Annotated in this window: 22 protein-coding genes; 7 read left to right on the top strand and 15 right to left on the bottom strand. The window is 74.4% G+C overall.

What is annotated here, in order from left to right; translation table 11 throughout:
• Nucleotides 1-31: 31 nt before the first annotated feature.
• The 12 genes from IG88_RS0111620 to IG88_RS0111565 form a co-directional block, all read right to left on the bottom strand.
• On the bottom strand, nucleotides 32-1,444 hold the full coding sequence (locus tag IG88_RS0111620; RefSeq protein WP_031038534.1) for a PP2C family serine/threonine-protein phosphatase: 1,413 nt from the start codon (nucleotides 1,442-1,444) through the stop codon (nucleotides 32-34).
• 3 nt (nucleotides 1,445-1,447) lie between these two features.
• The gene (locus IG88_RS0111615) at nucleotides 1,448-4,201 is read right to left on the bottom strand and encodes a serine/threonine-protein kinase (protein WP_031038531.1); all 2,754 of its coding nucleotides are present in this window, start codon (nucleotides 4,199-4,201) and stop codon (nucleotides 1,448-1,450) included.
• Nucleotides 4,202-4,223: 22 nt separating this feature from the next.
• On the bottom strand, nucleotides 4,224-5,558 hold the full coding sequence (locus IG88_RS0111610) for a hypothetical protein (RefSeq protein WP_031038529.1): 1,335 nt from the start codon (nucleotides 5,556-5,558) through the stop codon (nucleotides 4,224-4,226).
• A 73-nt stretch (nucleotides 5,559-5,631) separates the two neighbouring features.
• Nucleotides 5,632-6,678 (bottom strand): glutamate ABC transporter substrate-binding protein, encoded by a 1,047-nt coding sequence (locus IG88_RS0111605; RefSeq protein WP_031038527.1) that lies wholly within the window; start codon nucleotides 6,676-6,678, stop codon nucleotides 5,632-5,634.
• A 74-nt stretch (nucleotides 6,679-6,752) separates the two neighbouring features.
• A complete protein-coding gene (locus IG88_RS0111600) occupies nucleotides 6,753-8,213 on the bottom strand; it encodes a hypothetical protein (protein WP_031038524.1) in 1,461 nt (486 codons plus the stop codon).
• 201 nt (nucleotides 8,214-8,414) lie between these two features.
• Nucleotides 8,415-9,386, bottom strand: a complete 972-nt coding sequence (locus IG88_RS0111595) for an N-acetylglucosamine kinase (RefSeq protein ID WP_031038522.1) — start codon at nucleotides 9,384-9,386, stop codon at nucleotides 8,415-8,417.
• Complete coding sequence (locus IG88_RS0111590; protein ID WP_031038519.1) at nucleotides 9,377-10,642, bottom strand: 6-phospho-beta-glucosidase; 1,266 nt, start codon at nucleotides 10,640-10,642, stop codon at nucleotides 9,377-9,379. The genes IG88_RS0111595 and IG88_RS0111590 overlap by 10 nt, the downstream gene beginning before the upstream one ends.
• A 7-nt stretch (nucleotides 10,643-10,649) precedes the next feature.
• Nucleotides 10,650-11,558 carry a carbohydrate ABC transporter permease gene (locus IG88_RS0111585; RefSeq protein ID WP_031038516.1) on the bottom strand — a complete coding sequence of 303 codons (909 nt, stop codon included), beginning with the start codon at nucleotides 11,556-11,558 and terminating at the stop codon, nucleotides 10,650-10,652.
• Complete coding sequence (locus IG88_RS0111580; protein WP_051851876.1) at nucleotides 11,555-12,538, bottom strand: carbohydrate ABC transporter permease; 984 nt, start codon at nucleotides 12,536-12,538, stop codon at nucleotides 11,555-11,557. Before IG88_RS0111580 ends, IG88_RS0111585 begins: the two co-directional genes overlap by 4 nt.
• Nucleotides 12,539-12,544: 6 nt before the next feature.
• Nucleotides 12,545-13,882: an ABC transporter substrate-binding protein gene (locus IG88_RS0111575; protein WP_031038510.1), complete on the bottom strand. Its 1,338-nt coding sequence runs from the start codon at nucleotides 13,880-13,882 to the stop codon at nucleotides 12,545-12,547.
• 74 nt (nucleotides 13,883-13,956) lie between these two features.
• The gene (locus tag IG88_RS0111570) at nucleotides 13,957-15,174 is read right to left on the bottom strand and encodes an ROK family transcriptional regulator (protein WP_031038508.1); all 1,218 of its coding nucleotides are present in this window, start codon (nucleotides 15,172-15,174) and stop codon (nucleotides 13,957-13,959) included.
• A gap of 216 nt (nucleotides 15,175-15,390) precedes the next feature.
• Nucleotides 15,391-16,491: a mechanosensitive ion channel family protein gene (locus tag IG88_RS0111565; RefSeq protein WP_031038505.1), complete on the bottom strand. Its 1,101-nt coding sequence runs from the start codon at nucleotides 16,489-16,491 to the stop codon at nucleotides 15,391-15,393.
• Nucleotides 16,492-16,807: 316 nt separating this feature from the next.
• Between IG88_RS0111565 and IG88_RS0111560 the strand changes: the two genes are divergently transcribed.
• On the top strand, nucleotides 16,808-17,344 hold the full coding sequence (locus IG88_RS0111560) for an HNH endonuclease (protein ID WP_030399972.1): 537 nt from the start codon (nucleotides 16,808-16,810) through the stop codon (nucleotides 17,342-17,344).
• A 21-nt stretch (nucleotides 17,345-17,365) separates the two neighbouring features.
• On the opposite strand, the gene IG88_RS0111555 is transcribed toward IG88_RS0111560, so the two are convergent.
• Nucleotides 17,366-18,100, bottom strand: a complete 735-nt coding sequence (locus IG88_RS0111555) for a class I SAM-dependent methyltransferase (protein WP_078861471.1) — start codon at nucleotides 18,098-18,100, stop codon at nucleotides 17,366-17,368.
• The gene (locus tag IG88_RS0111550; RefSeq protein ID WP_031038498.1) at nucleotides 18,097-18,630 is read right to left on the bottom strand and encodes a PadR family transcriptional regulator; all 534 of its coding nucleotides are present in this window, start codon (nucleotides 18,628-18,630) and stop codon (nucleotides 18,097-18,099) included. Before IG88_RS0111550 ends, IG88_RS0111555 begins: the two co-directional genes overlap by 4 nt.
• A 303-nt stretch (nucleotides 18,631-18,933) precedes the next feature.
• On the opposite strand from IG88_RS0111550, the gene IG88_RS0111545 reads away from it, so the two are divergent.
• The 3 genes from IG88_RS0111545 to IG88_RS0111535 all read left to right on the top strand — a co-directional run bounded on the left by IG88_RS0111545 (nucleotide 18,934) and on the right by IG88_RS0111535 (nucleotide 21,756).
• The gene (locus tag IG88_RS0111545; RefSeq protein ID WP_030399971.1) at nucleotides 18,934-19,245 is read left to right on the top strand and encodes a hypothetical protein; all 312 of its coding nucleotides are present in this window, start codon (nucleotides 18,934-18,936) and stop codon (nucleotides 19,243-19,245) included.
• A gap of 9 nt (nucleotides 19,246-19,254) precedes the next feature.
• Nucleotides 19,255-21,390, top strand: a complete 2,136-nt coding sequence (gene malQ, locus IG88_RS0111540; RefSeq protein ID WP_031038494.1) for a 4-alpha-glucanotransferase — start codon at nucleotides 19,255-19,257, stop codon at nucleotides 21,388-21,390.
• A 72-nt stretch (nucleotides 21,391-21,462) separates the two neighbouring features.
• The gene (locus tag IG88_RS0111535) at nucleotides 21,463-21,756 is read left to right on the top strand and encodes a hypothetical protein (RefSeq protein WP_031038491.1); all 294 of its coding nucleotides are present in this window, start codon (nucleotides 21,463-21,465) and stop codon (nucleotides 21,754-21,756) included.
• A gap of 141 nt (nucleotides 21,757-21,897) precedes the next feature.
• Here the strand turns inward: IG88_RS0111535 and IG88_RS0111530 are convergent, their stop codons facing one another.
• Entirely contained in the window at nucleotides 21,898-22,416 is a 519-nt protein-coding gene (locus IG88_RS0111530; protein ID WP_031038490.1) for a MarR family winged helix-turn-helix transcriptional regulator, read from the bottom strand.
• Between the two features lie 111 nt (nucleotides 22,417-22,527).
• On the opposite strand from IG88_RS0111530, the gene IG88_RS0111525 reads away from it, so the two are divergent.
• The 3 genes from IG88_RS0111525 to IG88_RS0111515 are packed head-to-tail and all read left to right on the top strand — an operon-like array spanning nucleotide 22,528 to nucleotide 25,389.
• Nucleotides 22,528-23,505, top strand: a complete 978-nt coding sequence (locus IG88_RS0111525; RefSeq protein ID WP_051851875.1) for a DMT family transporter — start codon at nucleotides 22,528-22,530, stop codon at nucleotides 23,503-23,505.
• Nucleotides 23,506-23,538: 33 nt separating this feature from the next.
• Nucleotides 23,539-24,474, top strand: a complete 936-nt coding sequence (locus IG88_RS0111520; RefSeq protein ID WP_031038484.1) for a DMT family transporter — start codon at nucleotides 23,539-23,541, stop codon at nucleotides 24,472-24,474.
• A gap of 9 nt (nucleotides 24,475-24,483) precedes the next feature.
• Complete coding sequence (locus IG88_RS0111515; RefSeq protein ID WP_031038481.1) at nucleotides 24,484-25,389, top strand: LysR family transcriptional regulator; 906 nt, start codon at nucleotides 24,484-24,486, stop codon at nucleotides 25,387-25,389.
• Nucleotides 25,390-25,462: the final 73 nt, after the last annotated feature.

The following is a 25,462-nucleotide window of genomic DNA, read 5'->3' as shown; positions in this document are numbered from 1 at the left end:
CCGCCCCCCGACCCGTACCCGTGCGGGGGCCTCAGGCCGATCCTGCCCCCTGCGGCGGGGCCGGGAACGGCAGGAGGGCCACTGTTACGTTGTCGTGGCCCCCGCCGTCCAGGGCGTGGCCGACCAGAACGCGGGCGCTGTGCAGCGGGCGCGAGGCGGCGTCCAGGGGCACGGCCTCGGCCATCTCCTGCGCCGATTCCGCGTAGTTCCACAGGCCGTCCGTGCAGACCACGACCACGCCGGCGCGGTCCGGCTTGAACGACGCGGTGTGCGGCTCCAGTTCGTAGGCGTCGGCGCCCAGCCAGCCGGTGATCGCGTGGGCGCGCTCGTCGGCGTACGCCTCGGCCTCGTTCATCAGGCCCGCCGCGACCATCTGCGCGGCCCACGAGTCGTCCTCGGTGAGCCGGGCGGGCGGGGCGGAGCGGTCGGCGGGGACCCAGTAGACGCGGCTGTCGCCGACCCAGCCCACGACGAGGAGGCCGGCGGTGACCACGGCGCCGACCAGGGTGCAGGCGGGCGCGTTCTGGTGCGGGGCCTGCTCGCGGGCGGTGGCGGGCTCGTCGGCCAGCGCGTTGACGGCCTGCGCGGCGGCGAGGATGGCGTCGTGCATGGCCTGCTGCGGGTGCGTGCCGCGCGGCAGGGCACCGAGCAGCGACTCGCCGGCCGCCCGGGACGCGGCGAGGGAGGCGTCGTCGGGGCGGGTCGCCGAGGAGACGCCGTCGCAGACGATCGCCACGGAGGCCGGGGCGCCGTCGGGCAGCGCGGTGCAGCCCACCGAGAAGGCGTCCTCGTTGCGGTGGTGGCGCAGGCCGCGGTCGCTGACGGCGGCGACGGGGCCCGACTCCTGCTCCATGTGGTCGCGTTCGCGGGGCTGGGCGTGCCCGCAGTTCTCGCAGTAGCCGTCGTCGTCGACCCGGCCCGCGCGGCAGGCCACGCACACCTTCTCGGCGACTGCGGTCCCGGCGGTCCCGGCGGGCCGGGACTGTCCGGGGACGGGTGCCGGGGCCGCTTCCGCGGTCAGTCGCGGGTCGGGCGCCTGCAGGGGGTACTCGTCGGGCTCGGCCGGCCGGTCGAGGCGCACACCGGGCGCGGAGGACTCCGCGCCGGCCGCCGGAGCCGCCGCCGGAGCCGCGGGCGGTGCCGCCGGAGGGGCGGGCGGGGGCGGCGGCAGCGGGGAGCCGCCCGAGTCGGTGCCGGGCACCTCGGCCGCCGCGTGCACGGGGGCGGGGTGCCCGTGGCCGTCCGAGTCCCGGGCCACGGGCCAGTCCACGCCGTCGGGCGCGGGCACCGCGCCGTTGACGGCGAGCGTCGGGCTGTCCTCGGGCCGGGCGGGCACGACGGACAGGTCGTATCCGCACGCACCGCAGAAACGGTCACCCGACTCGAGGGGCTCCTCGCAGCTCGGGCACTTCGGCACAGCGGCCTGCTGGGGCATCTGCGACATCAACTACACCCACGTCCGGGGCCGGTAACGATTGGCACGTTCCACCAGGTCGATCCTCTCCTCGCCGCCTCGCGCCAGCCGGGCCAGCGTGCGGTACGAACGCTCCAGGCCGAAGCGCAGGCCGCGTTCGTCGAGGGCGCTGCCGAGCAGCGTCCGCCCCCCGGCGGCACGGGGGTCCCCCCGCTCGGGCGGAGCCGAGAGCGGGGCGGGGACGGAACCCCGACCTCCGGAGAGTACCCAGTCCAGCGCGCAACCGAGGACCTCGGCCGACAGTTGCTCGCGCCGCGCCGGGTCCAGACCGTACGCGTCCAGCGTCTCCACCTGCCGCGCGGCGGCGACCAGGTCGTCCAGGAACTCCAGGTCGCCCGCGGCGGCGGTGCGCTGCCGCAGCCGCGCCCGTACGGCCGCCACGCGCGCCCCCGTGTAGTGGATGGACGACTCCGGCACCGACTCCAACGTCCGTACGGCACCCGTCCGGTCGCCGCCGGCCAACTGGACCCGGGCCAGACCGAAGGCCGCGCTGACGTGGCTGGGGTCGGAGGACCACACCAGCCGGTAGTACTCGGCGGCGTTGTCGAGCTGCCCCAGCACCTCCGCGCACAGGCCCAGCGCCAGCTTGGGCGCGATCTCGCCCGGGAAGGCGTCGTAGACCGCGTCGAAGGCCAGCGCGGCGTCCTCGTGGGCGCCGGTCACCAGCGAGGCGAGACCGCGGTACCAGACCACCCGCCAGTCGTCGGGGCGCTCGCCCTCCAGGGCGCCCAGGACCTCCAGCGCGCCGGACGTGTCACCGCTCTCCAGCCGGGCCCGGATCTCCCGCAGCCGCGTCTCGGCCGACGGTGCCGGCGCGGCGGCCAGCGCGGTCAGCAGCTCGTTCGGCGCGGACGCCATCAGGCCCGCCAGGAAGCCCGCGTTGGGGTCCGCGGCGTCGACCCGGGGGACCGGCAGCGCGAGCGTGGCGGCGGGCGCGTCGGCCGCCTTGACCAGGCCGGAGGAGGCCCCGGTGCCGAGACCGCCGACGGCGCTCACCGCGCCCGGCAGTGACGCGCTCGCGCCCCCCGGCGCGCCCCCCGGTACGCCACCGGCGCCGGCCGCCGGGGCGTGCGCGACGGTCCCGCCCGGCGCGCCCACGGCGGGAGCGGCCCCACCCGGCAGCGCGGACGACGGGTCCGGGCCGCCCGGCAGCGCGGGAGAGGGAGCCAAGCCGCCCGCGGGCGCCGTCCCGGCACCGCCCCGGCGGCCACGTCCACGTACCGCCCTGGCCCCCAGCCGTGACACCTCGCCGTCCAGGCGCGGGAACAACTCCGTGTCCGTCACCCGCACCTCGGGCCCGAACAGCGTGGAGACGGCGGGCCGGGCCCGCCCCGTCTGGAGCGAGACCACCTCGCGCAGCACACCCGTCAACTGCTCGGCCATCTCCTGCGCGGAGGCGAACCTGCGGGCCGGATCGGGGTCGGTGGCCCGCACCAGCAGCCGGTAGAACGACTCGTACCGCCGGAAGACGTCGATGTTGTCCGGGTCCGGCAGGCTGTCCGCGTAGACCGTGGTGTAGCCCTGGAAGTCGAAGGTCAGCACGGCCAGCGTGCGCCCCACCGTGTACAGGTCGGAGGCCACCGACGGGCCGACCTCGGCGACCTCGGGGGCCTGGTAGCCCACCGTGCCGTAGATGGCCGACTCCTCGTCGTCCATGCGGCGGACCGCGCCCATGTCTATGAGCTTGAGCTGGTCCTCGGTCTGGATGGCGTTGTCGACCTTGAAGTCGCAGTACAGCAGCTTGCGGCTGTGCAGGTGGCCGAGCGCCTCCAGCGCCTCGATGCCGTACGCGCAGGCCTGCTCCACCGGCAGCGGATCGCGTCTGCCCCCGGGGGAGCGGCGGGCGTTGGCGATCTCCTTGAGCGACTTGCCGCCGACGTACTCCATGACGATGTAGCCGTCGAGGGAGCCGGTGCGCTGGTCGAGATGCTCGACGAAGTTGTAGATGCGGACGATGTTGGCGTGCTCGATCTCCGCGAGGAAGCGCCGCTCGGAGATCGCCGCCGCCATCGCGTCCTGGTCGCCGGTGTCCAGCAGGCCCTTGAGGACCACCCAGCGGTCGGAGACCGCCTTGTCCACGGCGAGGTAGATCCAGCCCAGGCCGCCGTGCGCGAGGCAGCCCACGACCTTGTACTGGCCGTGCACCACGTCCCCGGCCTTGAGCTTGGGCACGAACGAGTACGGGTGGCCGCACTTGGTGCAGAAGCCCTCGGTGCGGCCCGGCCGCTCGCCGCGCGCCCGGCCGACCGGTGCCCCGCAGTCCGAGCGCGAGCAGAACCGCTTGCGCTCGGGCACCTCCGGGCGCTCCATGACCATCTCGCGCGGGTCGGGCCGCGGCACCCCCGGCACCTCGACCAGCCCGGCGCCCAGGCGCCCGCGCCCGGTGGAACCGGCGCCCGAACCCGAGCTGCGCACCGACACCGAACGCCCCGTGGAGCGGCCCGAGACGGCGCGCGAGAGCCGGCCCGACACCGAACGCCGGGACTTCGACGACTGCGAGGACGTACGCGAACTGCGGGCGCCGGAGCGGGAACCGCCGCTGCCCGACGAGCCGCGCGAGCCCCGGCCCCCGCCGCCGGTGACGCCGGTCGGCGCGGAGCCGAGCGCGCCGCCCGCCGCGACGACCGGCGCGAGACCGCACGTGTCGCAGTACAGCTCGCCGCCGCCCACGTCCTCGTAGGTCCCGTCGCAGCCGGGACGCTGACACGTCCGCCCTGCCTCACTCATGCCGCTGCCTCCCCCTTCTCGCTCATGCGCCGGGCCCCGTCCGGTCCACCGGTCCGGCCTGGCCGGGCACGCGCGGGGCGGCGGCGAGGAGTTCGGCCGCCGCCCGCTGGTAGCGCAGCACGGCCTGCTCGGCGACGCGCAGGTCGCAGGGCGCGCTCCACAGCATGCGGCGCGCCTTCTCGTACTTCTCGGCCAGCTCCGGGTCCTCGGCGTACCCGAGCCGGGCCATCTTCGCCTTGTACGCGTCCAGCCGGCCGCGCAGCTCGGCACGGACCGCGAGCGGTGCGGTGACCGCCGTCAACGACTCGCGGGCGCGCAGCAGTTCGTCCTCCGCCTTCTCCTCCAGGGACTCCAGGAGCGGCGACAGGCGGTGCCACTGGGCGTGCCTGCGGTACTCGGCGGCCGCCGCGAGCTGCTCCTGCAGCACGATCGGCGGCCCGCCCACCACCGGCACCTCCGTCGCGGCGATCTTCGCCAGCACCTCGCCGCGCGCGGTGCGCGCCTCGGCCAGCGTGCGGTCGGCGCGCGAGAGCACGTCCCGCAGCCGCACGATCCGCTGCTCCGCGTCCTGGCGCACGGCCAGCACCGCCTCGATCTCCCGGCGCACCTCCTCCAGCGCCCGCGCCTCCCGGTCGTACACCGTGGTGTCGGGACGGCCGCCGCCCGGTGCCGAACTGCCCTGCGCGGGCGTCCAGAAGGCCAGCGGGTCGGACACCACCCGCTCGCGCAGCCGGGTCAGGGTTCGGGTGATCCGCTCCAGGCCGTCCCCGGCCGGGTGCTCACCGGGGCGCACGCCCACGGAGTGCGCCAGCTCGCGGGTGCGGCGCAGCTCGGCGGCGAGTAAATCGATCCGGGCGGGCAGCGCCGACCACACGGCGTCGGCGGCGACCACCATGTCCAGGGAGGTCGCGTAGAGCTGGTTCATCCGCTCCACCAGCGACGCCAGGGTGTACCGCTCGCTGAGCCGGCCCGGACCGCCGTCGGGGGCGGGCGCGTGGGCGCCGGCGGCGGCCGGACCGGCCACCGTGACGGCCTCGCCGCGCAGCAGCTCCGTCAGCTCCACCAGGTCCTCGCGGCTGGACCAGCGCCGCCGGGAACGGATCTCCCGGGCCGTGCGCAACGCGCCCGCGTACGCGTCGAAGTAGGCCCACAGCAGCGTGATCGACGCCTCCGTGGCCGACCAGCGTTCGGCGGTGACCCCGGTCAGCTCGGCGCCCTCGAGGAGTCTGCGGCCCGCGTGGTCCTGGAGGGCGAGGAGCGAGGTCTCGATCGCCTCGTGCTCCGCGCCGAGCCGCGCCAGCGCACGGTCCACCTCGTCCCGGTCCATCACCGGCCCGGCGGGTCCCGTGTCGCCCATCGATCACCTCTCGCCGTAGCGGACTTGCCTGTTCCGTGCGTGCGTTCCCTCTTCGCCTGCGCCGCCCCGCCGGTCAGCTCCCGCGCAGGTACTGCGGCGTCGGCGGCAGCGACTTCGCCGCGCCGTCCATGGTCTCCGACAGCCACCGGTCGTATGAGTGCTGCCAGCCCCCGGTCCGGTCCGCGCGCCACTGCTCCAGGACCCGGTTGACCCGGCGTACCAGATCGTCGGCGTCCTTCTTCATCGCCACGCCGTAGTACTCGGTGGTGAAGGCGTCGCCCTTCAGCTCGACCGTCGGGTCCTGCGCGGCCTGGCTGGCGGCGAGGGCGCCGTCGGTGACGACCGCGTCGACCTCGCCGAGCTGGAGCCGTACCAGGCAGTCCAGTTGGCTGGGGACGGTGGTGCGCAGGTCGACGCCCTCGGGCAGCCTGCCGTCCTCGCGGTCCTGCTCCAGCGTGCTCAGCGCCGTCGAACCCGCCGCCGTGCAGATCTCCTTGCCGGCCAGGCTGCGGTCGTACCCGGTGATCTCCGAGGACTTGGGCGCCAGGACCTGCTGGCCGGTGCGGAAGTAGGGCGCGGAGAAGGCGACGTCCTGGAGCCGGTCGCAGTTGATGGTCATCGTGCGGACCACCATGTCGACCCGGCCGTCCTGGATCGCGGGGATGCGCTGGTCGGTGGGGATCGCCTTGAACTGCACGGCGTCCGCGTCGCCGAGGACGTCCTTGGCGATGCGGTGCGCCAGGTCGATGTCGAAGCCCTCCAGGCGGGCGTCGCCGCCGCTGTTCGGGTCGCGGTAGCCCCAGCGGTAGCTGTTCTGGTCGACGCCGACGACCAGCTTGCGCTTGCCGCCCTTGCGGGAGCGGATCTCGTCGATGGTGGGCCCGTCGTCGCCGGAGGGGGCGAGGGTCTGCTTCTCCGGGTCGGTGCACTCCTGCGCGGCCCGCGCCTGGCCGCCGTGGGTGGCGCCCCGGGTGCCGTCGCCGGGGCGGGCGCCGTCCCCGCCGCGCGAGTGGAACGTCGGCAGGAGCAGGGCCGCCAGCACCGCGAGGGCGCAGGCGAGGGCCATCACCCCCACACCGCCCCAGCCCTTCAGGCCGGTCCGCAGCCGCCGCGCACGCATCCTCACGCCCCCTCTCCCGGGTACCGCCCCCACGGGCACTCCTTCCCGCCGGCCCGCCGGGCCCACTCCCCGCCTCACCGGTACTCCGACAGCCTGCGGCCGATGCCGATCAGCGCGCCGGCCGCACCCAGCGCGGCGAGCACACCGGCGCCCTGCGGCAGGTAGCCCATCGCGTCCAGGCCGTCGCCCGCCGCCCGCTCGAACTGCGCCTTCTCGTGGCCGAGCGCGGTGGCGAGCGCCGCATCGACGCCGTCGAAGCACTCGACCGTGGCGCCGTCGCCGCCGATCACCAGGTCCAGCGCCTGCTGGTAGTTGCCGTTCTCGTCCTGCTCACGGGCCGAGGCGTGCCGCTTCTTCCACTCCGCCATGTCGCGGTCGGCCGCGGCGACCGGCCGTGCGCCCGCCCCGTCGTCGGCGAGCCGCCCCGCCTCGGCCAGCGCCTTGCCGAGGGCGTCCATGTTCTTGCCGAAGGCCAGGTCGTAGGAGTCGTACGTCCTGCCGCCGGCCTTCGTGGTCTCCGCGCCGCGGGAGACCAGGGTCAGGTTCTCGTTGCCCCGGGCCTTGAGGGAGGCGATGCGGGCCTCGTTGAGGGCGTTGAGGGAGCGCACGCCGTGTTCGTAGGAGTCGGACAGGTTCGAGCGCGCGACGCCGTGGCCGACGACCAGCCAGACGAGCACGGCCACCGAGGCGGCGGTGGCGGCGACCAGGCCGCGGTTCAGGACGCGGTTGGTGCGCCGGTAGTGCCGGTGCTGGGCCCAGGCCAGCGCGGCGAGCAGGACGACGCCGAGGGCGATCGCCGCCCAGGGATAGGGCTCGGCGTCGCCGTAGTCGGCGCGCAGCCGCTGGTTCTCCTTGGTGTAGAGGTCCTCCGCCGCCGGGAGCATCTCCTTCTGCATCTTCTCGTTGGCGTAGCGCAGATAGGCGCCGCCGACCGGGAAGCCCTGCCGGTTGTAGGTGCGGGCGCGCTCCACCAGGCCCTTGTACTCGGGCAGCAGGCGGTTGAGTTCCTCGATGGTCCGTGCCGCCGGTGACTTCGGCTCGGAGTTGGCGGCGGCCGTCACGAGCCCCTCGGCGGCGGCGCGGATGCCCTTGTCGTACCGCGTGCGGGAGTCCTCCGCCTCCTGGCCGCCGGCCAGGAAGCCGCTGGAGGCCGCGGTGTTGGCCTCGGCGAGGGAGCGGTAGATGCCGGCCGCGGCGGAGCTGAGGGGCTGGCTGCGGGACAGCACGTCGTCGGCCGCCGCGGCCCGCTCGTTCATCTGCCACGCGGTGACGGTCCCGAAGGCGGCCACGAGGACGGCGAGCAGCGCGCCGATGATGCGCAGCCGCCCCGGCTCGGTGACCGCCGCCGCGCGCAGCCGGTCCACGCCCTCGGCGAACGCGGTGCGCCGCCGGGGCGGCTGGGGCGGCGGGGCAGCCACGGGCGCGCCGCCCGACCGCTGCGCCGGCACCGGTGCGGAACGCGGCGGTGCGGCGGGCGGGCCGGGCACGCCCGGACCGGGCGGCGGCGCCGCACTGCCCTTCGGCGGTTGAGTCACTGCTGACCTCCCCCATGGTCATCCGTCGCCGCAAGTATCGCTGCCCGCCCCGGCATTCGCACCGGCCTTCACCCGATCTTGATGATGCGGGCGCAACGCACCACCCCTGCCCATGAATACGCCACGGGAACCGGTTCGGTTCCCCGGACCGGTCCCCCGGACCGGTTCCCGTGCGCGGGCACGGCGGGGGACGCGGGCGGCTCACGCGCCGAAGTGCTCCCGGACCCGCGCACGGGCCCCGGGCGCCGCGCCCACGCGGTCCAGGCCCAGCAGCACCGCGCCCAGCACGGGCGGCGCCGTCACCACGCGCGGCACCGCCTTGGGGGCGCGGGCCGCCAGCAGCTCCCGTATCCGGTCGTCGAGCCGCGCGTGCCGGGCCGCCAGCACGCTGCCGCCCAGCAGGACCGGCGCCGGTTCGTCCAGCAGGTCCAGGCGGGTCAGCGCCACCGTGGCCATGGCCACCACCTCGTCGGCCTGCCGGTCGACGACCGACCGGGCCAGCGGGTCGCCGCCGGCCGCCGTCGCGAACAGCACGGGGGTCAGCTCGTGCCGCCGCGCGGGCTCCACGTGCCGCAGGTGCAGGGCCTCGATGAGGGCGTACATCGAGTCCAGCCCGAAGTGCGCCGGCAGGGTCCTGGCCAGTTCCGTGGGCTCCCCGCGCCCGTCCTCCGCGCGCGCGGCGTGCCACAGCGCCTCCTCGGCCAGCCCCCAGCCGCCGCCCCAGTCGCCGGAGATGCGGCCGATGGCCGGGAAGCGGGCGGTGCGGCCGTCGGGGCGCATGCCGACGCAGTTGACACCGGCCCCGCACACGACCGCGACACCCAGCGGCTCGGCCACCCCGGCCCGCAGGACCGCGAAGGTGTCGTTGCGCACCTCGACGTGGGCACCCCACGCGCGCGCGTGCAGCGCGGCGGCCAACTGCTCCTCCTCCACGGGCAGGTCGGCGTTGGCCAGGCACGCCGACACGTGCTCGACGGAGGTGACGCCGGCCGCGTCGAAGGCCCGTGTCACCGCCTCCGCCAGGGCGTCCACCGCCCGCTCCACCCCCACGGCGGGCGGACGGAACGCCCCGCCGCGCGCGGTGGCGAGGACCTCCCCGCCGGCCGTCACCACGGCCACGTCGGTCTTGCTGTTGCCCGCGTCGACGGCGAGGACGCCCGCGCTCACGCCCACGCCAGGTGCTCCCGGTTGTGCGCGACCAGCCGGTCGGTGAGCTGCTCGGCGTACGCGTACTGACCGACGAGCGGGTGGGCGAGCAGCGCCCGGAAGACCCGCTCCCGCCCGCCGCGCAGCGCCGCGTCCAGGGCCAGGTCCTCGTACGCGGTGACGTGCGCCATGAGCCCCGCGTACAGCGGGTCCACCTCGGCCACCGGCAGCGGGGAGGCGCCCTTGCCGCCCACCGCCGCGGGCACCTCGATCACCGCGTCGTCGGGGAGGAAGGGCAGCGTGCCCCGGTTGAGGGTGTTCACCACCTGGTACGGGGAGCCCGAGCCGCCGAGCAGGGCGGCGGCGAGGTCCACGGCGGCCTCGGAGTAGTAGGCGCCGCCGCGCCGGGCGAGCAGCTCCGGCTTCTCGTCCAGGGCCGGGTCGCCGTACATCTCCAGCAACTGCCTCTCCATCTCCGCGACTTCGGCGGCCCGGGACGGCTTGGTGCGCAGCTCGTCGACGACCTCGTCGTGGGCGTAGTAGTAGCGCAGGTAGTACGACGGGACGACGCCCAGGCGGTCCAGGAGGGGCCGGGGCAGGCGCAGGTCGGCGGCGATCCCCTCCCCGTGCCCGGCCAGCAGGCGGGGCAGCACGTCCTCGCCCTCGGGGCCGCCGAGCCGTACGCCGGTCTCCCAGGTGAGGTGGTTGAGCCCGACGTGGTCCAGGTGGACGTCGGCCGGTGCCACCCCCAGCAGCGCGGCGAACCTGCGCTGCAGCCCGATCGCCACGTTGCACAGCCCGACCGCGCGGTGCCCGGCCTGGAGCAGGGCGCGGGTGACGATGCCGACCGGGTTGGTGAAGTCGATGATCCACGCGTCGGGGCTGGCCCGGCGCACCCGCTCGGCGATGTCCAGCACCACCGGCACCGTGCGCAGCGCCTTGGCGAGCCCGCCCGCGCCGGTCGTCTCCTGCCCGACGCAGCCGCACTCCAGCGGCCACGTCTCGTCCTGCTGCCGGGCCGCCTGCCCGCCGACCCGCAACTGGAGCAGTACGGCGTCGGCGCCGTCGACGGCCGCGTCCAGGTCGGAGGTGGTGACCACACGGCCGCCGTGCCCCTGTCGGGCGAAGATGCGGCGGGCCAGTCCCCCGACCAGCTCCAGCCGGTCCGCCGCCGGGTCGACGAGCACCAGCTCCTCCACCGGCAGCGTGTCCCGCAGCCGGGCGAAACCGTCGATCAGTTCGGGGGTGTAGGTCGAACCGCCGCCGACCACGGTGAGTTTCATGCAGTCATCAACCCTTTACTCCGGTCAGTGTGACGCCCTCGACGAACGCCTTCTGCGCGAAGAAGAACACGAGGATCACGGGGGCCATGACCAGCACGGTCGCGGCCATGGTGAGGTTCCAGTCGGTGTGGTGGGCGCCCTTGAAGGACTCCAGGCCGTAGGAGAGGGTCCAGGCGCCGGGGTTCTCGGAGGCGTAGATCTGCGGGCCGAAGTAGTCGTTCCAGGCGTAGAAGAACTGGAAGAGGGCCACGGCCGCGATGCCCGGCTTCGCCATCGGCAGGACCACCTTCAGCAGGGTGCGCAGCTCCCCGCAGCCGTCGACCTTCGCCGCGTCCAGGTACTCGTCCGGGATGGTCAGCAGGAACTGGCGCAGCAGGAAGATGGAGAAGGCGTCGCCGAAGGCCATCGGGACGATCAGCGGCCACAGCGTGCCGGACAGGTCGAGCTGCTTCGCCCAGAACAGGTACATCGGGATGACGACCACCTGCGGGGGCAGCATCATCATCGAGATCACCAGCATCAGGGACAGGTGCCGGCCCCGGAAGCGGAACTTGGCCAGCGCGTACGCCACCGGGACCGAGGACGCCACCGTCAGCACGGTGCCGAGCCCCGCGTACAGCAGCGTGTTCTTCCACCAGGTGAGGAAGCCGGGCGTGTCCAGGACGGTGCGGTAGTTGCCCCACTCCCAGGTGTGCGGCCACAGGTCGCGGGTGAGCGCCTGCTGGTCGCTCATCAGCGAGGTGAGCACCACGAACACGAACGGCAGCGTGAAGAAGAGGGCGGCGGCCACGCCCAGCGCGTGGACGCCGATCCAGTGCAGCAGCACCCGCCGGCGGGCGGTGCGCTTCGTTGCGGGCGGCGGGCCCCCGGCCGGCGCGGGCCGGGCCGGCGGAAGAGCCGTCGATACCTGGGTCATCGGTCACCTGCCTGGATCAGACCGCCCCGGCGGCGCATCAGCAGCGCCGTGAACGCCATCGCCAGCGCGAACAGCACGAGCGCGACCACGCAGGCGGAGCCGTAGTCGAAGCGCTGGAAGCCGAGGTTGTAGACGAGCTGGGGGAGGGTGAGGGTGGACTTGTCGGGGTAGCCGGGCTCGAAGGACTGCCCGGAGCCGCCGATGATCCCGGAGGCGACCTTCCCGGCGACCAGCGGCTGCGTGTAGTACTGCATCGTCTGGATCACGCCCGTGACCACGGCGAACAGCACGATCGGCGAGATGTTCGGCAGCGTCACGAACCGGAACCGCTGCCGGGCCGACGCCCCGTCCAGCTCGGCCGCCTCGTACTGCTCCTTGGGCACGTCGAGCAGGGCGGCCATGAAGATGACCATCAGGTCGCCCACGCCCCACACCGCGAGCGCGGTCAGCGCCGGCTTGGACCAGGCCGCGTCCGTGAACCAGCCGGGCGCGGGCACGCCCAGGCCCTCCAGGACCGAGTTGACCGGTCCCGTACCGGGGTTGAGGAGGAAGACGAAGGCCAGGGTCGCCGCGACGGGCGGGGCGAGGTAGGGCAGGTAGAAGAGGGTGCGGAAGATCCCGGCGCCGGTCTTGATCTTCGTGATGAGCAGCCCGACGCCGAGGCCGAAGACCACCCGGCAGGTCACCATCACCAGGACCAGCCACAGGGTGTTGCGCAGCGCCGGCCAGAAGAGCGGATAGTCCTGGAAGACGTACGCCCAGTTCTCCAGGCCCCGGAACTCCGGGACGCCGAAGCCGTCGTACTTCATCAGCGAGAAGTACACGGTGGACACCAGGGGGTAGGCGAAGAAGACGCCGAACCCGACGAGCCACGGTGACATGAAGGCCACCGTGCGCAGCGCCGAGCGCCGGCGCCTGGCACGGAGCGCGCGCGGGGCGCGGGGGGCGCGCGTGGAGGTCGTGGAGGTCGCGGATGCCATGGACCGCTACTTCGTCTGCTCGATGTCGCGGTCGATCTGCTCGGCGGTCTTCTCCAGCCCCGCCTTGAGGTCCTTCACCCTGCCCGACTCGTACTGGTACCCGAAGTCCTGGAGCGTGAGCTGGTAGGTGGCGCCGTTGACGGAGGCCGGCGGGGAGTTCGACTCGGGGTGCTGGGCGATGTCCAGGAAGGTCTTGAACTCGGGGTCGGTCTTCAGGCCCGGCGACTTGAGGGCCGGGAAGGTGGAGGGCACGTTGCGGATGGCGTTGGCGAAGGCGACGACGGCCTCGGTGTCGGTCGTCATGTACTTCACCAGCTCCCACGCCGCGTTCTGCTTCTTGCTGTGCGGGGCGATGCCCATCACGGTGCCGGACAGGAAGCCCTTGCCGTACTCGTCGGCCTCGTCGTCGGCGACGGGCATCGGGGCGGTGCCGATCTCGAAGCCGACGCCCGCGTCCTTCGCCATGCCGAGCCGCCACTCGCCGTCGAGCTGCATGGCCACCTGGCCGGTGTGGAAGGGGTGCTTGGCGCCCCACTCGTCGCCGAAGGTGTTGCGGTACTTCTCCAGCCTCTCGAAGCCGCCGAGGTCGTCGACGAGCTTCTTCTGGTACGTGAACATCTCGGCGAACGCCGGGTCCTTGGCGACGTTGGACCTGCCGTCCGCGTCGAAGTAGGCGTGGTCCCACTGGGACATGTAGTGGTCGACGACGGTCTCGTAGCCGTGGTAGTTCGGCATGAAGCCGAGCCGCTCGTACCCGTCGCCCCTGGTCCTGGTCAGCTTCTTCGCCACCCGGGCGAACTCGGACCAGGTCTTCGGCGGCGCCTTGATCCCGGCCGCCTCGAAGGCGTCCTTGTTGTAGTAGAGGCCGTAGGCGTCGCCGAGCAGGGGCAGGGCGCAGCGCGTGCCGTCGAACTGCGTGTAGTCCAGCATCGGCTTCGGGATCAGGGCGTCCAGATCGAGCTTCGACTTCTCGACGAACGGCTTCAGGTCGAGGAAGGCGCCCGAGGAGCAGAACTTGCCGATGTTGGAGGTGGTGAACGAGGACACCACGTCGGGGCCGCTCGAACCGCCGGCGCGCAGGGCCTGGTTGAGCTTGTCGTCGTTGATGTTGCCGACGACCTTCACCTTGATGTTGGGGTGCGCCTTCTCGAACCGGTCCACGTTGGCCTGCACGGCCTCCACCTCGGCGGGGGCGCTCCAGCCGTGCCAGAAGGTGATGGTCGTCTCGGCGTCCGGGTCGTCGGAGGCGCCGGTCTCCGCCTGGCCGGTACAGGCGGTGGCGAGCAGGGCGAGGGAGGCGGAGGCGGCGACGGCCAGGGCCGCTTTTCTGGATATTCCGGGCATGGCGAGGCTCCCAGGGGCAGGGTGGGGACAGGTGGATGGGGCGCGTCGGGACGGGGCGAGTCGGGGGCGCGGGGTCAGCGCGAGGTGTCGAAGACCTCGTCGCGGGTGGTCGCGAGCGCGCTCTCCAGTGCGCCGCGCAGAACGGGGTGCTCGGTCACCTCGCCGACGGCGAGCCGGGGCCTGGAGGCGGCCAGTTCCTCCAGCTCGTCGCGGACCAGGTCGCGCAGCGCCTCGCCGCCGGCGGTCAGCGAGGTACCGCTCAGGACCACCAGCTCGGGATCGAGTACGGAGACGAGGGAGGCGAGGCCGGTGGCCAGGCGGGTGGCGTAGGTCCGCAGCAGCCGGCGGTGCGGGCCGTCGTCGCGGCCGGCCCGGGCGCCGCGGGCGACCAGGGCGGCGGCCACCTCGGGATACGGCCCCGAGGGGACCTCGGCGACCCCCAGTTCCCGGGCCAGTCCCGCCAGCGCCTGGGAACCGGCCAGCTCCTGGAAGCCGCCGCTGCCGGTACGGCTGACCTTGCGGACCAGCGGGGCGCCCGGCACGGGCAGGAACCCGACCTCGCCGGCGCCGCCGGTCCAGCCGCGGTGCAGCCGGCCGCCGAGGACCAGGGCGGCGCCCAGGCCCTCCTGGTTCCACAGCAGCACGAAGTCCTCGTGCCCCCGGGCCGCACCGAGCCGCTGCTCGGCCACGGCGGCGAGGTTGACGTCGTTCTCGTACTCCACCGGCATCGGCAGCGCGGCGGCGAGTTCGTCCAGGAGGGCGGGGGAGTGCCAGCCGGGCAGGTGGGAGGCGTAGCGCAGCCGCCCGGTGCCCGGGTCGAAGGCGCCCGGGGTGCCGATGACGAGCCGGTGCACGGCACCGCGGTCCAGCCCGGCCGCCTTCACCGCGCCGTCGAGGGCGTCGGTGACCTGCCGGACGACGGGCGCGGCGGGGCGCCGCCCCGGGGTGGGCAGCTCGTACCGGCCGACCGTGCGGCCGGTGACGTCGGCGACCGCGGCCAGGATGCGGCCCGGGGTGACGTCGAGCCCGGCGGCGTACGCGGCGGCCGGGTTGACCTCGTAGAGCTGGGCGCCGGGCCCGGGGCGCCCCTCCGTCGTGCCCCCGGCGAGCACCAGACCCGCCGCCTCCAGCCGGGCCAGCAACTGCGAGGCCGTCGGCTTCGACAGGCCGGTCAGCTTGCCGATCCGGGTCCGGGACAGCGGCCCGTGCGCCAGCAGGAGGTCGAGGGCGGCCCGGTCGTTCATGGCGCGCAGGACGCGCGGGGTGCCCGGCGTACCGGCGGTTCCTGCCATGCGTGTCCACACCTGCCTCTCGGCCGCTCAGCTTTTCAGGGGCGGTGGGCCAAGTCCACCGCGTGGATCACGGGAAACGCCCTCCCGTGTGTCTGTTAGGAAGGTTTCCTGTTGGACGGAGAACGTAGGCCCGCCCGGGAGGTGCCGTCAAGAGACCGCCCCCGGGGCGACGCGGTCGTTGCCCCGGGGGCGGGAAGGGCCGGGAGCCCGGCGGCGCTACTTGCTGGTGCTGGGCGGCGGAATGGGCGAGGCCGCGAGGGACTGCGGCGACGAGGTGCTCGCGTACGCCGACGGCGCCGCGACGCCCGCCGTCGGGTCGGCGGCGGCCGGGGCGCCCTCCAGCGGCACGGTGGCACCGCCGACGATCGCGATGCCGGCCGCGTCGAAGGCCCGCTTGATGCGCCAGCGCAGCTCACGCTCGACCGTGAGGGACTTGCCGGGCATGGTCTTGGCGGAGACCCGCACCACCATGGAGTCGAGGAGCACGGAGTCCAGCCCGAGGGTCTCGATCGGCCCCCAGAGCATCTCGTTCCAGGGCTCCTCCTTGCTCATCCGCTCGCCGACCGCGGCGAGGGTCTCCTTCACCTTGTCCAGGTCCTCGTCGGCGCGGACGGTCACGTCGACGCCGGCCGTGGACCAGCCCTGGGAGAGGTTGCCGATGCGCTTGACCTCGCCGTTGCGGACGTACCAGATCTCGCCCTCGGCGCCGCGCAGCTTGGTCACTCGCAGGCCGACCTCGATGACCTCGCCGGAGGCCACGCCCGCGTCGATGCTGTCGCCGACGCCGTACTGGTCCTCCAGGATCATGAAGACGCCGGACAGGAAGTCGGTGACCAGGTTGCGGGCACCGAAGCCGATCGCGACGCCCGCGACACCGGCGGAGGCCAGCAGCGGGGCCAGGTTGATCTGGAAGGTGCCCAGCACCATCAGGGCGGCGGTGCCGAGGATGAGGAAGCTGGCCACCGAACGCAGGACGGACCCGATGGCCTCCGAGCGCTGGCGGCGCCGCTCGGCGTTGACCAGCAGCCCGCTGAGCGCGGTGCCGGCCGACGAACCGCTCGTGCGGTTCATCCGCTCTATCAGCTTGGTGATCGCCCGCCGCACCACCGCGCGCAGCACGACCGCGATGGCCACGATCAGCAGCACCCGCAGCCCGATCGCGAGCCACGTCGACCAGTTCTCCTCGACCCAGCCCGCGGCGTTGGTCGCGCTCTCGTGGGCCTCCCGCAGCGAGGGCACGGTCGGGTCCGACGGGGTCGGGGACGGCGAGGGCGAGGACGAACCGGCGGCCAGTAGGACGGCGGCTGACAGGGACACGGTGGAAACCTCCAGATGCGGCGGCCCGTCCTGCGCGGTCCGGTCCGAGGTCCGGTCCAAGGTCACGGAATGGTCACCGGACGGGCAGAAGCACCACACTAACGGGGCACCGGACGCGGTCCGGCCCGAAGAGGGCGGGCGGGACGCCGCTCACCCGCGCCCGGACTGGTCACGCCCGTGGAGCCGGGACCCGTGTGGTCGAAAACACTCCCAGCCCGTTACCGGGACATGGTGGCGCTACGACCAGCCATGAGGGGAGACTGAACCAGATCGTCCCGGCGCGAGCCACGCGCCGCCGACGCCCAAGGAGGCACCCGTGCCGCATGTCCTGGTCCTCAACGCGTCGTACGAGCCACTCGGCGTCGTACCGCTCCGCCGCGCGCTCGTCCTCGTCCTGGAGAACAAGGCCGTGTGCCTCGAGGAGTCCGGCGCCTACCTGCACAGCGCGACCGTCACCGTGCCCGCACCCAGCGTGGTCCGGCTCAAGCGCTTCGTCCGGGTGCCCTACCGGGGCCCCGTCCCGCTCACCCGCCGCGCCCTCTTCGCCCGCGACGGCGGCCGCTGCATGTACTGCGGCGCCGTCGCCACCAGCGTCGACCACGTCGTTCCGCGCAGCCGCGGGGGCCTGCACGCGTGGGACAACGTGGTGGCGTCCTGCCGGCGCTGCAACCACGTCAAGGCCGACCGTCACCTGGTCGAACTGGGCTGGCGCCTGCGCCACAAACCGGCCCCGCCGACCGGCCTGGCCTGGCGCATCATCGGCACGGGCCACCGGGACCCGCGCTGGCTCCCGTACTTGCAGCCGTACGGCGCGGAGGACGCCATGGCCCGGATCGACGGCATCTCGGCCTGACGCTCCCGAAGGGGGCTGCCGTCAGGGGCGGCGCCAGACGAGGCTGTAGCGCCAGAAGAGGCGGCGGCGCAGCCGGGCGCCGGGCAGAACCGTGCGGGCCGCTTCGGCGATGTCCCGGAAGGGCATGTCGGCCGGTCGGGTCCGGGCGGTCATCGAGGTGGGCGGAGCCGTGCTCCGGCCCTTGTTCTTGAGCCAACCGGTGGCGGCGTTCAGGGGGACCGCGGTCGCGGCGAGCAGGTGGTCCGCCGCGGTCTGCGGCCGGTAGAGGCCGACGACGACCAGGGTGCCGCCGGGCGCGAGGTGACCCCGGAAGCCGCTCAGCGCCTGGGTGAACGGCAGGTGGTGGAGGGTGGCGACGCAGGTGATGACGTCGTGGGGTCCGGCGGGGAGTTCGGTCGGGGCGTCGGCGACGGTGAAGGACGCCGCCGTCGCCTCCGGGGTCAGCCTGCGGGCCCGCGAGACGATCACGGGGTCCGAGTCGACGCCGTGGACCTCGGCGGCGCGGGTGGCGAGCAGACGGGCCAGGTCGCCGGTGCCGCAACCGACGTCCAGCGCGCTGCCGAACCGGCGGGGGAGCTGCCGCAGGATCCAGCGGTGGTAGTGGGCGTTGTGGTCCCAGGGGTGAGCCGCGTTGAAGCGGTCGAGTGCGTGGGCGAGCCGACGGGGCGGGTCCGCAACGTACGAGGCGTGCACCGCCGATGCCGGCGTCGCGGTGTCGTGGCCGGTCGGGGCCGAGCCCGTGTCCCCGTGCGTCATGCCGTACGGACCTCCGTGGTCAGGGTGGTGAGCCGGGCCGCCGTGGTCGTCATCCAGCGGAGGTCGGCGTCGAGGTGGCTGAGGGCGTAGTCGGCCGAGAGCACGGTGGTGAGATCCGCGCCCGGGGCCGTCCTGACCGCCGTGAGCTCCCGCATCCGGCCCGTGTGCGCGGCACGCTGGGCCAGCAGATAGGTGCCCGCGTCGCCACCGGTGAGGATCGAGACGACGACCTTGGCGAAGATCTCGTTGGTCACGAAGGGGGCGGGCGGCGCGATCTCGCCCGACCAGCGCTCCAGTTCACGCCTTCCCTCGTCCGTGGCGCGGTACGCGGTCCGCTCCGGGCCGCCGTCCGAGGCGGTGCCGTCGACCTCGGCGAGTCCGTCCCGTACCAGGCGCTGCAGCGTCGTGTAGACCTGCCCGTACGCCAGCGGGCGGGCCTGGGGGAAGCGTTCGTCGTGCCGCCGCTTGAGGTCGTAGCCATGGCTCGGCCCCGAAGCGAGCAGCCCCAGGAGGATGTGACGGGTGCTCATGGGGATCAGTATTCGCCGAGTACATGTACTGAGTGGATAGCTGAAGGGGATCCGCCGGGGAGCGGCGTGCGTGCGTGACCAGTTTGTGCGATCCGCGCTCGGGTTAGGTGATTTTTTGGCCGGTTCTGCGTTGATTCGGAAGGGGGTGGATGTGACCAGGACCACGTTGGTGGTATTGGGGCGTCTGTCCTCGCGGGGACTGGGTAGGGGCTGCCGTAACTCGCCACAAGCGTGCTCGACGCCCTGCCCGATCCCGAGCCCGTTCCACCGTCCGACCCAGAGCCTGATCCAAAGGAGACCCCCGTGGCTGCACTGGCGCCCCTTCTGCTGCCGGCCCCCTCCAAACCCGTGGCGGAGCCGTCCACCCCCTGGGCGGAGCCCTCCGCCGACTCCGAGACCCCGCACTACTGCGTCTTCGGCGCCACCGGAAGCTGTGCCGAGACCCCGCTGACCAGCGAACCGCCGCTGCCCGACGCCGAACCCCTCACCAGCGAGTCGCCGTTCGCCGACGCCGTACCGCTGACCAGCGAGTCCTCGCCCGAACTCACGGCCGACGTGCCGGAGCAGGGCGGCCCCTCCTTCGCCGTCCCCGTCCCGGAACCCACGAGGTCGTAGAGGAAGCAGATGCCCGCAGCGCAGCCGGCCGAGCCCCCCGCCGGGGACCTTCCCGAGGAACTGACCAGGCTCGCCGCCCTGCACGGCGTCGCCACCTCCTACCGCCCCTCCCCGGACCGCACCGTCCCGGCCTCGGCCACCGCCGTCACCCTCGCGCTGGCCGCCCTCGGCGTCGACACGAGCAGCCCCGGTGCCGTACGGGCCGCGCTCGCCGCACGCGAGAGCGAGCTGCGCGAACGGCTGCTGCCGCCCACCGTCGTCCGCTGGGAAGGCGGCGGCACCCCGGACGCGCTGGCCGCCCTCCCGCCGGGCACGCGGCTGCGGGTCGACACCGAGCAGGGGGAACGCCGTGACGGCACCCGGCCGCTGCCGCCCGGCGTCCACCGGCTGACCGCCACCGCGCCCGACGGCCGGGTTGCCGTGTCCCACCTGATCGTCGCGCCCGACCGGCTGCCCGGCCCCGCCACCCGCTCCCACGGATTCCTCGTCCAGCTCTACTCCCTCCTCTCCCGCCGCTCCTGGGGCATGGGCGACCTCGGCGACCTCGGCGAACTCGCCGCCTGGGCCGGACGCGCCCTCGGCGCCGGATTCGTCCAGGTCAACCCGCTGCACGCGGCCGTACCCGGCGCCCCCACCGACCCCTCCCCGTACCGGCCCTCCTCGCGCCGCTTTCCCGACCCCGTGCACCTGCGGATCGAGGACGTCCCCGAGTTCGCGTACGTCCCCGACCCCGAGCGCGCCCGGGCCCTGCGGGAACGGGCCGGGCGGCTGCGCGAGGGCGTGCTGGAGAAGGACGCCCTCATCGACCGGGACGCCGTGTGGGAGCTGAAGCGCGAGGCGCTCGAACAGCTCCACGAGGTTCCCCTCGGGCCCGGCCGCCGCGCCGCCTACTGCGACTACCTCGCCGAGCGGGGCACCGCCCTGGAGGACCACGCCACCTGGTGCGCTCTCGCCGAGATCCACGGCTCCGACTGGCACCGGTGGCCCGAGGGCCTGCGCGACCCCCGCTCGGCCGCGACCGACCGCGCCCGCCGCGAGCTGATGGACCGCGTCGACTTCCACTCCCGCCTCACCTGGCTCACCGACACCCAGCTCACCGCCGCCCAGCGCACCGCCCGCGAGGCCGGCATGCCGGTCGGGATCGTCCACGACCTCGCCGTCGGCGTGCACCCGCGCGGCGCCGACTCCTGGGCGCAGCAGGAGTACTTCGCCGCCGGCATGTCGGTGGGCGCCCCGCCGGACGCCTTCAACGCGCTCGGCCAGGACTGGGGGCTGCCGCCCTGGCGCCCGGACCGCCTCGCCGACTCCGGCTGCGCGCCGTTCCGGGAGCTGCTGCGCGGCCTGTTCCGGTACGCCGGAGGACTGCGCGTCGACCACGTCATGGGCCTGTTCCGGCTCTGGTGGGTCCCGGAGGGCCACGCGCCCACCGATGGCACCTACGTCCACTACGACGCCGAGGCCATGCTCGCCGTCCTCGTCCTGGAGGCGAGCCGGGCCGGTGCCGTCGTCATCGGCGAGGACCTGGGCACCGTGGCACCCGGCGTGCGCGAGACGCTGCGCGAGCGCGGGGTGCTGGGCACCTCGGTGCTGTGGTTCGAACGGGACTGGACCGGCGACGGCCGTCCCCTGCCGCCCGAGCGGTGGCGCGCCGACTGCCTGGCCACCGCCACCACGCACGACCTGCCCCCCACCGCCGCCCGCCTCACCGGCGAGCACGTCGAACTCCGCGACCGGCTCGGCCTGCTCACCCGCCCGCTGGAGGAGGAACGCGCCGAGGCCGCCGCGGACACCGCGCAGTGGCTGGACGTACTGGCCCGGCTCGGGCTGCTGCACGGCACCGGCGGCGATGCGGGCACGCCCGCCGAGGAGGCCGGGATCCAGGCCGTGCACCGCTTCCTGCTGCGCACCCCCGCCCGCATGGTCGGCATCTGGCTCCCGGACGCCGTCGGCGACCGCCGCCCGCAGAACCTCCCGGGCACCTGGGACCAGTACCCGAACTGGCGGCTGCCCGTCGCCGGTGCCGGGGGCCGCCCGGTGACCCTTGAGGACCTGGCCGCCTCGCCCCGGCTGCACGCCCTCGTCGACGCCGTGCGCGATGCCGCGCGGGACGCCCGGCGGGAGGGCGACGGCGGCAGGGGCGGCTGAGCCGGGCGCCCGCGGGCCCCGTACGGGCACCCCGGGCGCGCGGGCGCCGGGACCGTTCGCTAACTTGGCACCGTGGACAAGAAGAACGCCCTGCGCGCCGGCGCCCTGGCAGCCGGTACGACGCTGATGATGCTGCTCATGTCGTCCCCCGCGCTCGCGCTGACGCGCGACGACGGCGACGACCCCGGCACCGGCCTGAGCGTCGTCGAGACGCTGGGCCTCTACGTCCTGGCCCCGATCGCGCTGTTCGTGATCGTCGCGGGCCTGGTCATGGTCCTGGACCGGTCCAACCCGGACCACCTGGTGAAGACCCCCGGCTCCAGGACCAAGGCCAGCGCCAAGGTCAAGGCCGGCGCGAAGGCCTGACCCGCCGCCCGGCCCACCGCCCCAGCCCGACCGAGGGCGCCGCCCCCGCCGTACGTACGCGCACCAGCCGTACGCCGACGGGGACGGCGCCCTCGGTCGTTTCCCCCGTCCGCGTCCGCGTCCGCGTTCGAAGGGGCGGCCCTACTTCTCCGTAGCGGCCAGGAGGTCCCGCAGCAGGCCGGCCAGGTGGGCGGCGCGCTCCGGCTCCAGGGAGGCCAGCGCCTCGGTCTGGGCGGCGAGGCCCGCGCCGACCGCCTCGTCGATGAGCTGCAACCCCCGGTCGGTGAGCGTGACCTGCAGTCCCCGGCGGTCGTGCGGGTCGGGGGAGCGGCGCAGCAGGCCCGCCCGTTCCAGCTTGTCCAGCCGCCCCGTCATGCCGCCGGTGGTGAGCATCAGCGCGGCCGAGAGCTGCCGGGGGGAGAGCGTGTACGGCTCGCCCGAGCGGCGCAGGGTGGCCAGGGCGTCGAACTCGCCCCGCGAGATGCCGAAGCGCGCGTAGGCCCGCTCCATCCGGTCGCCCATCGCGCGCGAGAGCCGGAAGATCCGACCGAACACCTCCATGCCGGCCGTGTCCAGGTCGGGCCGGACCTCCGCCCACTGGTCGACGATCACGTCGACGGGGTCCTTGCGGGGTCCGGGCTGGGGGGGACGTTCAGTCATGGGACGAGTATCGAGGCTCTTCCGCTCGGCCGCAAGAAAGTAGCTTGACGGAAACTTGCTTGGAAGTAAGCTACTTGCCGACGAGCTTCATTCGCCTCCGAAGGGTGCCCCATGGCCGCCGCCCGCACCGCTGCTCCCGCCAGCACCGCTCGCCCTGCCCTCATCGCGCTCACCGCCCTCGCCCCCGTCTCCTGGGGCACCACCTACGCCGTGACCACCGAGTTGCTGCCGCCCGACCGGCCCCTGTTCACCGGACTGATGCGCGCCCTGCCCGCCGGTCTGCTGCTGCTCGCCCTCGCCCGGGTGCTGCCGCGCGGTGCCTGGTGGGGCAAGGCGGCGGTGCTGGGCGTGCTGAACATCGGGGCGTTCTTCCCGTTGCTGTTCCTCGCCGCCTACCGGATGCCCGGCGGGATGGCCGCCGTCGTCGGCTCGGCCGGCCCGCTCCTCGTCGTCGGCTTCTCGGCGCTGCTCCTCGGGCAGCGGCCCGCGGCCCGGTCCGTCCTCACCGGCGTCGTCGCCGCGTCCGGCGTCAGCCTGGTGGTGCTGGAGGCTGCCGGGGGACTGGACGCCCTGGGCCTGCTCGCGGCCGTCGCCTCCACCGTGTCCATGTCCGCGGGCGTCGTGCTCACCCAGCGCTGGGGCCGTCCCGACGGGGTCGGCCCGCTCGCCCTCACCGCCTGGCAGTTGACCGCGGGCGGCCTGCTCCTGGCCCCGCTCGCCCTGGTGGTCGAGGGTGCCCCGCCCGCGCTGGACGGCCCGGCGGCCGGCGGGTACCTGTACCTGGCGCTGGGCAACACGGCGCTGGCGTACTGGCTCTGGTTCCGCGGCATCGGCCGGCTCTCGGCGACGCAGGTCACCTTCCTCGGTCCGCTCTCGCCGCTGACCGCCGCCGTGATCGGCTGGGCCGTGCTGGGCGAGGCGCTCGGTCCGGTGCAACTGGCGGGCATGGCGCTGGCGTTCGGGGCGACCCTGGCGGGGCAGCGGGTGCCGCGCGGGCGGACGGTCGCGGGAGCCGCACCGTTCGGTTCTGCTTCAAAGAACGATCGAAAAGATTCGATGGACCTGATGGGTCCGGCCCTGCGACGGTAGGCCCGCCATGCCTCCGACCAGGAAAGGACCTTCGTGGCCACAGCCGCCCACCGGAACCCGACCGAGAGCGTCCCCTCCCGGGAGACCACCGCGACTCGGCCGCCGGCGCCCGTCGCCCTCGGGCTCGCGCTCGCCGTCCTCGCCACCCTCGTCTGGTCCGGCAGCTTCGTCACCTCGCGGGCCCTCGGCGACAGTGTGCCGCCGGTCCAGCACGCGTTCTGGCGCTGGGTGGTGGCCCTCGCCGTCGTCGCCCCCTTCGGCGCCCGGCGGGCCTGGCGGCAGCGCGCGCTGATCCGGCGCCACCTCGGCTTCGTGGTCCTCGCCTCGCTGCTCGGCGTGACCGTCTACAACACCCTCGTCAACCAGGCCGGCGTCACCACCCCCGCCGCCAACATGGGCATGATCATGGCGGCGTCCCCCGTGCTCATGGCCGTCTACGAACGCGCGGGCGGCGTCCGGCTCGGCTCCCGCCGGATCGCCGGGCTGGCCATCGCCTGCGCGGGCGTCCTGCTGCTCGTGGGCGGGGACGGGACGTCGTTCTCGGCCGGGGACCTGTGGATGATCGCCGCCGCGTGCTGCTTCGGGTCCTACAGCGCGCTGCTGCGCCGCAGGCCCGAGGGACTGGACGGGGCCGGGTTCCTGTTCACCACGTTCCTGGTCGGCACCGTCCTGCTGCTGCCCGCCCAGGGCGTCAGCCTCGCCGTCCAGGGCGGCTTCCAGCCGACGCCGGGCACCGTCTGGCCGATCCTCTACGTCGGGGTCGCCTCCTCCGCCGTGGCCTTCTTCGCCTGGAACAAGGCGATCTCCCTGATCGGCCCGTCCCGCGCCGGGGTCGTCTACTACCTCCAGCCGGTGTGCGTCGCCCTGCTGTCCTGGGCGCTGCTCGCCGAGCCGACCGGCTGGGCGCAGGCGGGCTGCATGGCGCTGATCCTCGGTGGCGTCGTCCTGGGCGCGGGGGCCCGGCGGTAGGTTGCCGCCATGGCCGACTGGGACCTCCGCAAGCTGCAGATCCTGCGCACGCTGCGGGAACGGGGCACGGTGACCGCGACGGCCGAGGCGCTGCACATGACGCCGTCCGCCGTGTCCCAGCAGTTGACGAACCTCTCCCGGCAGCTCGGGGTGGAGCTGCTGCGGGCCCACGGCAGGAGGGTCCGGCTGACGGACGCGGCGCGACTGGTGCTGCGGCACGCCGAGGCGGTGTTCGAGCAACTGGAGCGCGCCGACGCCGAACTGGCGGCCCACGTCCGCGGGGAGGCGGGCGAGGTCGGGGTCGGTGCCTTCTCCACCGCCGTACCCGCCCTCGTCGTACCGGCCGTCACCGCGCTGCGTGCCTCGCGTCCCGGGATCGCGGTGCGGGTGCGGGAGGCCGAGGCGCAGGAGGCGTACGAGCTGCTGGCCGCCGGGGAGGTCGACCTCGCGCTGTCGCTGGCCGCGCAGGCGCCGAGCGCCGTCGACCCGCGCTTCACCCGCGTCCCGCTGCTCGCCGACCCGCTCGACGTCGCCCTTCCCGGCGACCACCCGCTGGCCCGCGCGGAGGGGCTGCGGCTGGCGGACCTCGCCGCCGAGCCGTGGATCTTCGGCGGCAGCGGGCCCTGGTCCGACATCACGCGCGGGGCCTGCGAGGCCGCCGGGTTCCGGCCGCACCAGGGCCACGCGGCGGCCGGCTGGCCGGCCATCCTCGCCATGGTCGGGGCGGGCATGGGCGTCGCCCTGGTACCGCGCATGGCGGCCGTCCCCCGGGACGGGGTGGTGATGCGCGAGCTGCGCGAGGACCGCCCCGTCCGGCACGTCGTCGCGGCCGTGCGCAGGGGAGCGGAGCAGGCCGCGGCCGTCGCCACGGTCCTGGAGGCCCTGCGCACGGCGGCGGACGAACGGAACGCCTGAGGACGCCCCGGGAACGCCCTGGGAACGCCCGACACGGTGCCGGAGGCGGAGCCGGACGCGCCCTGCCGGGTCC

The organism is Streptomyces sp. NRRL F-5650, from assembly GCF_000721365.1.
Lineage (GTDB): Bacteria > Actinomycetota > Actinomycetes > Streptomycetales > Streptomycetaceae > Streptomyces > Streptomyces ardesiacus.
The sequence above is the reverse complement of the archived record's forward strand: the minus strand, read 5'-3'. Positions and strand labels throughout refer to the sequence as shown.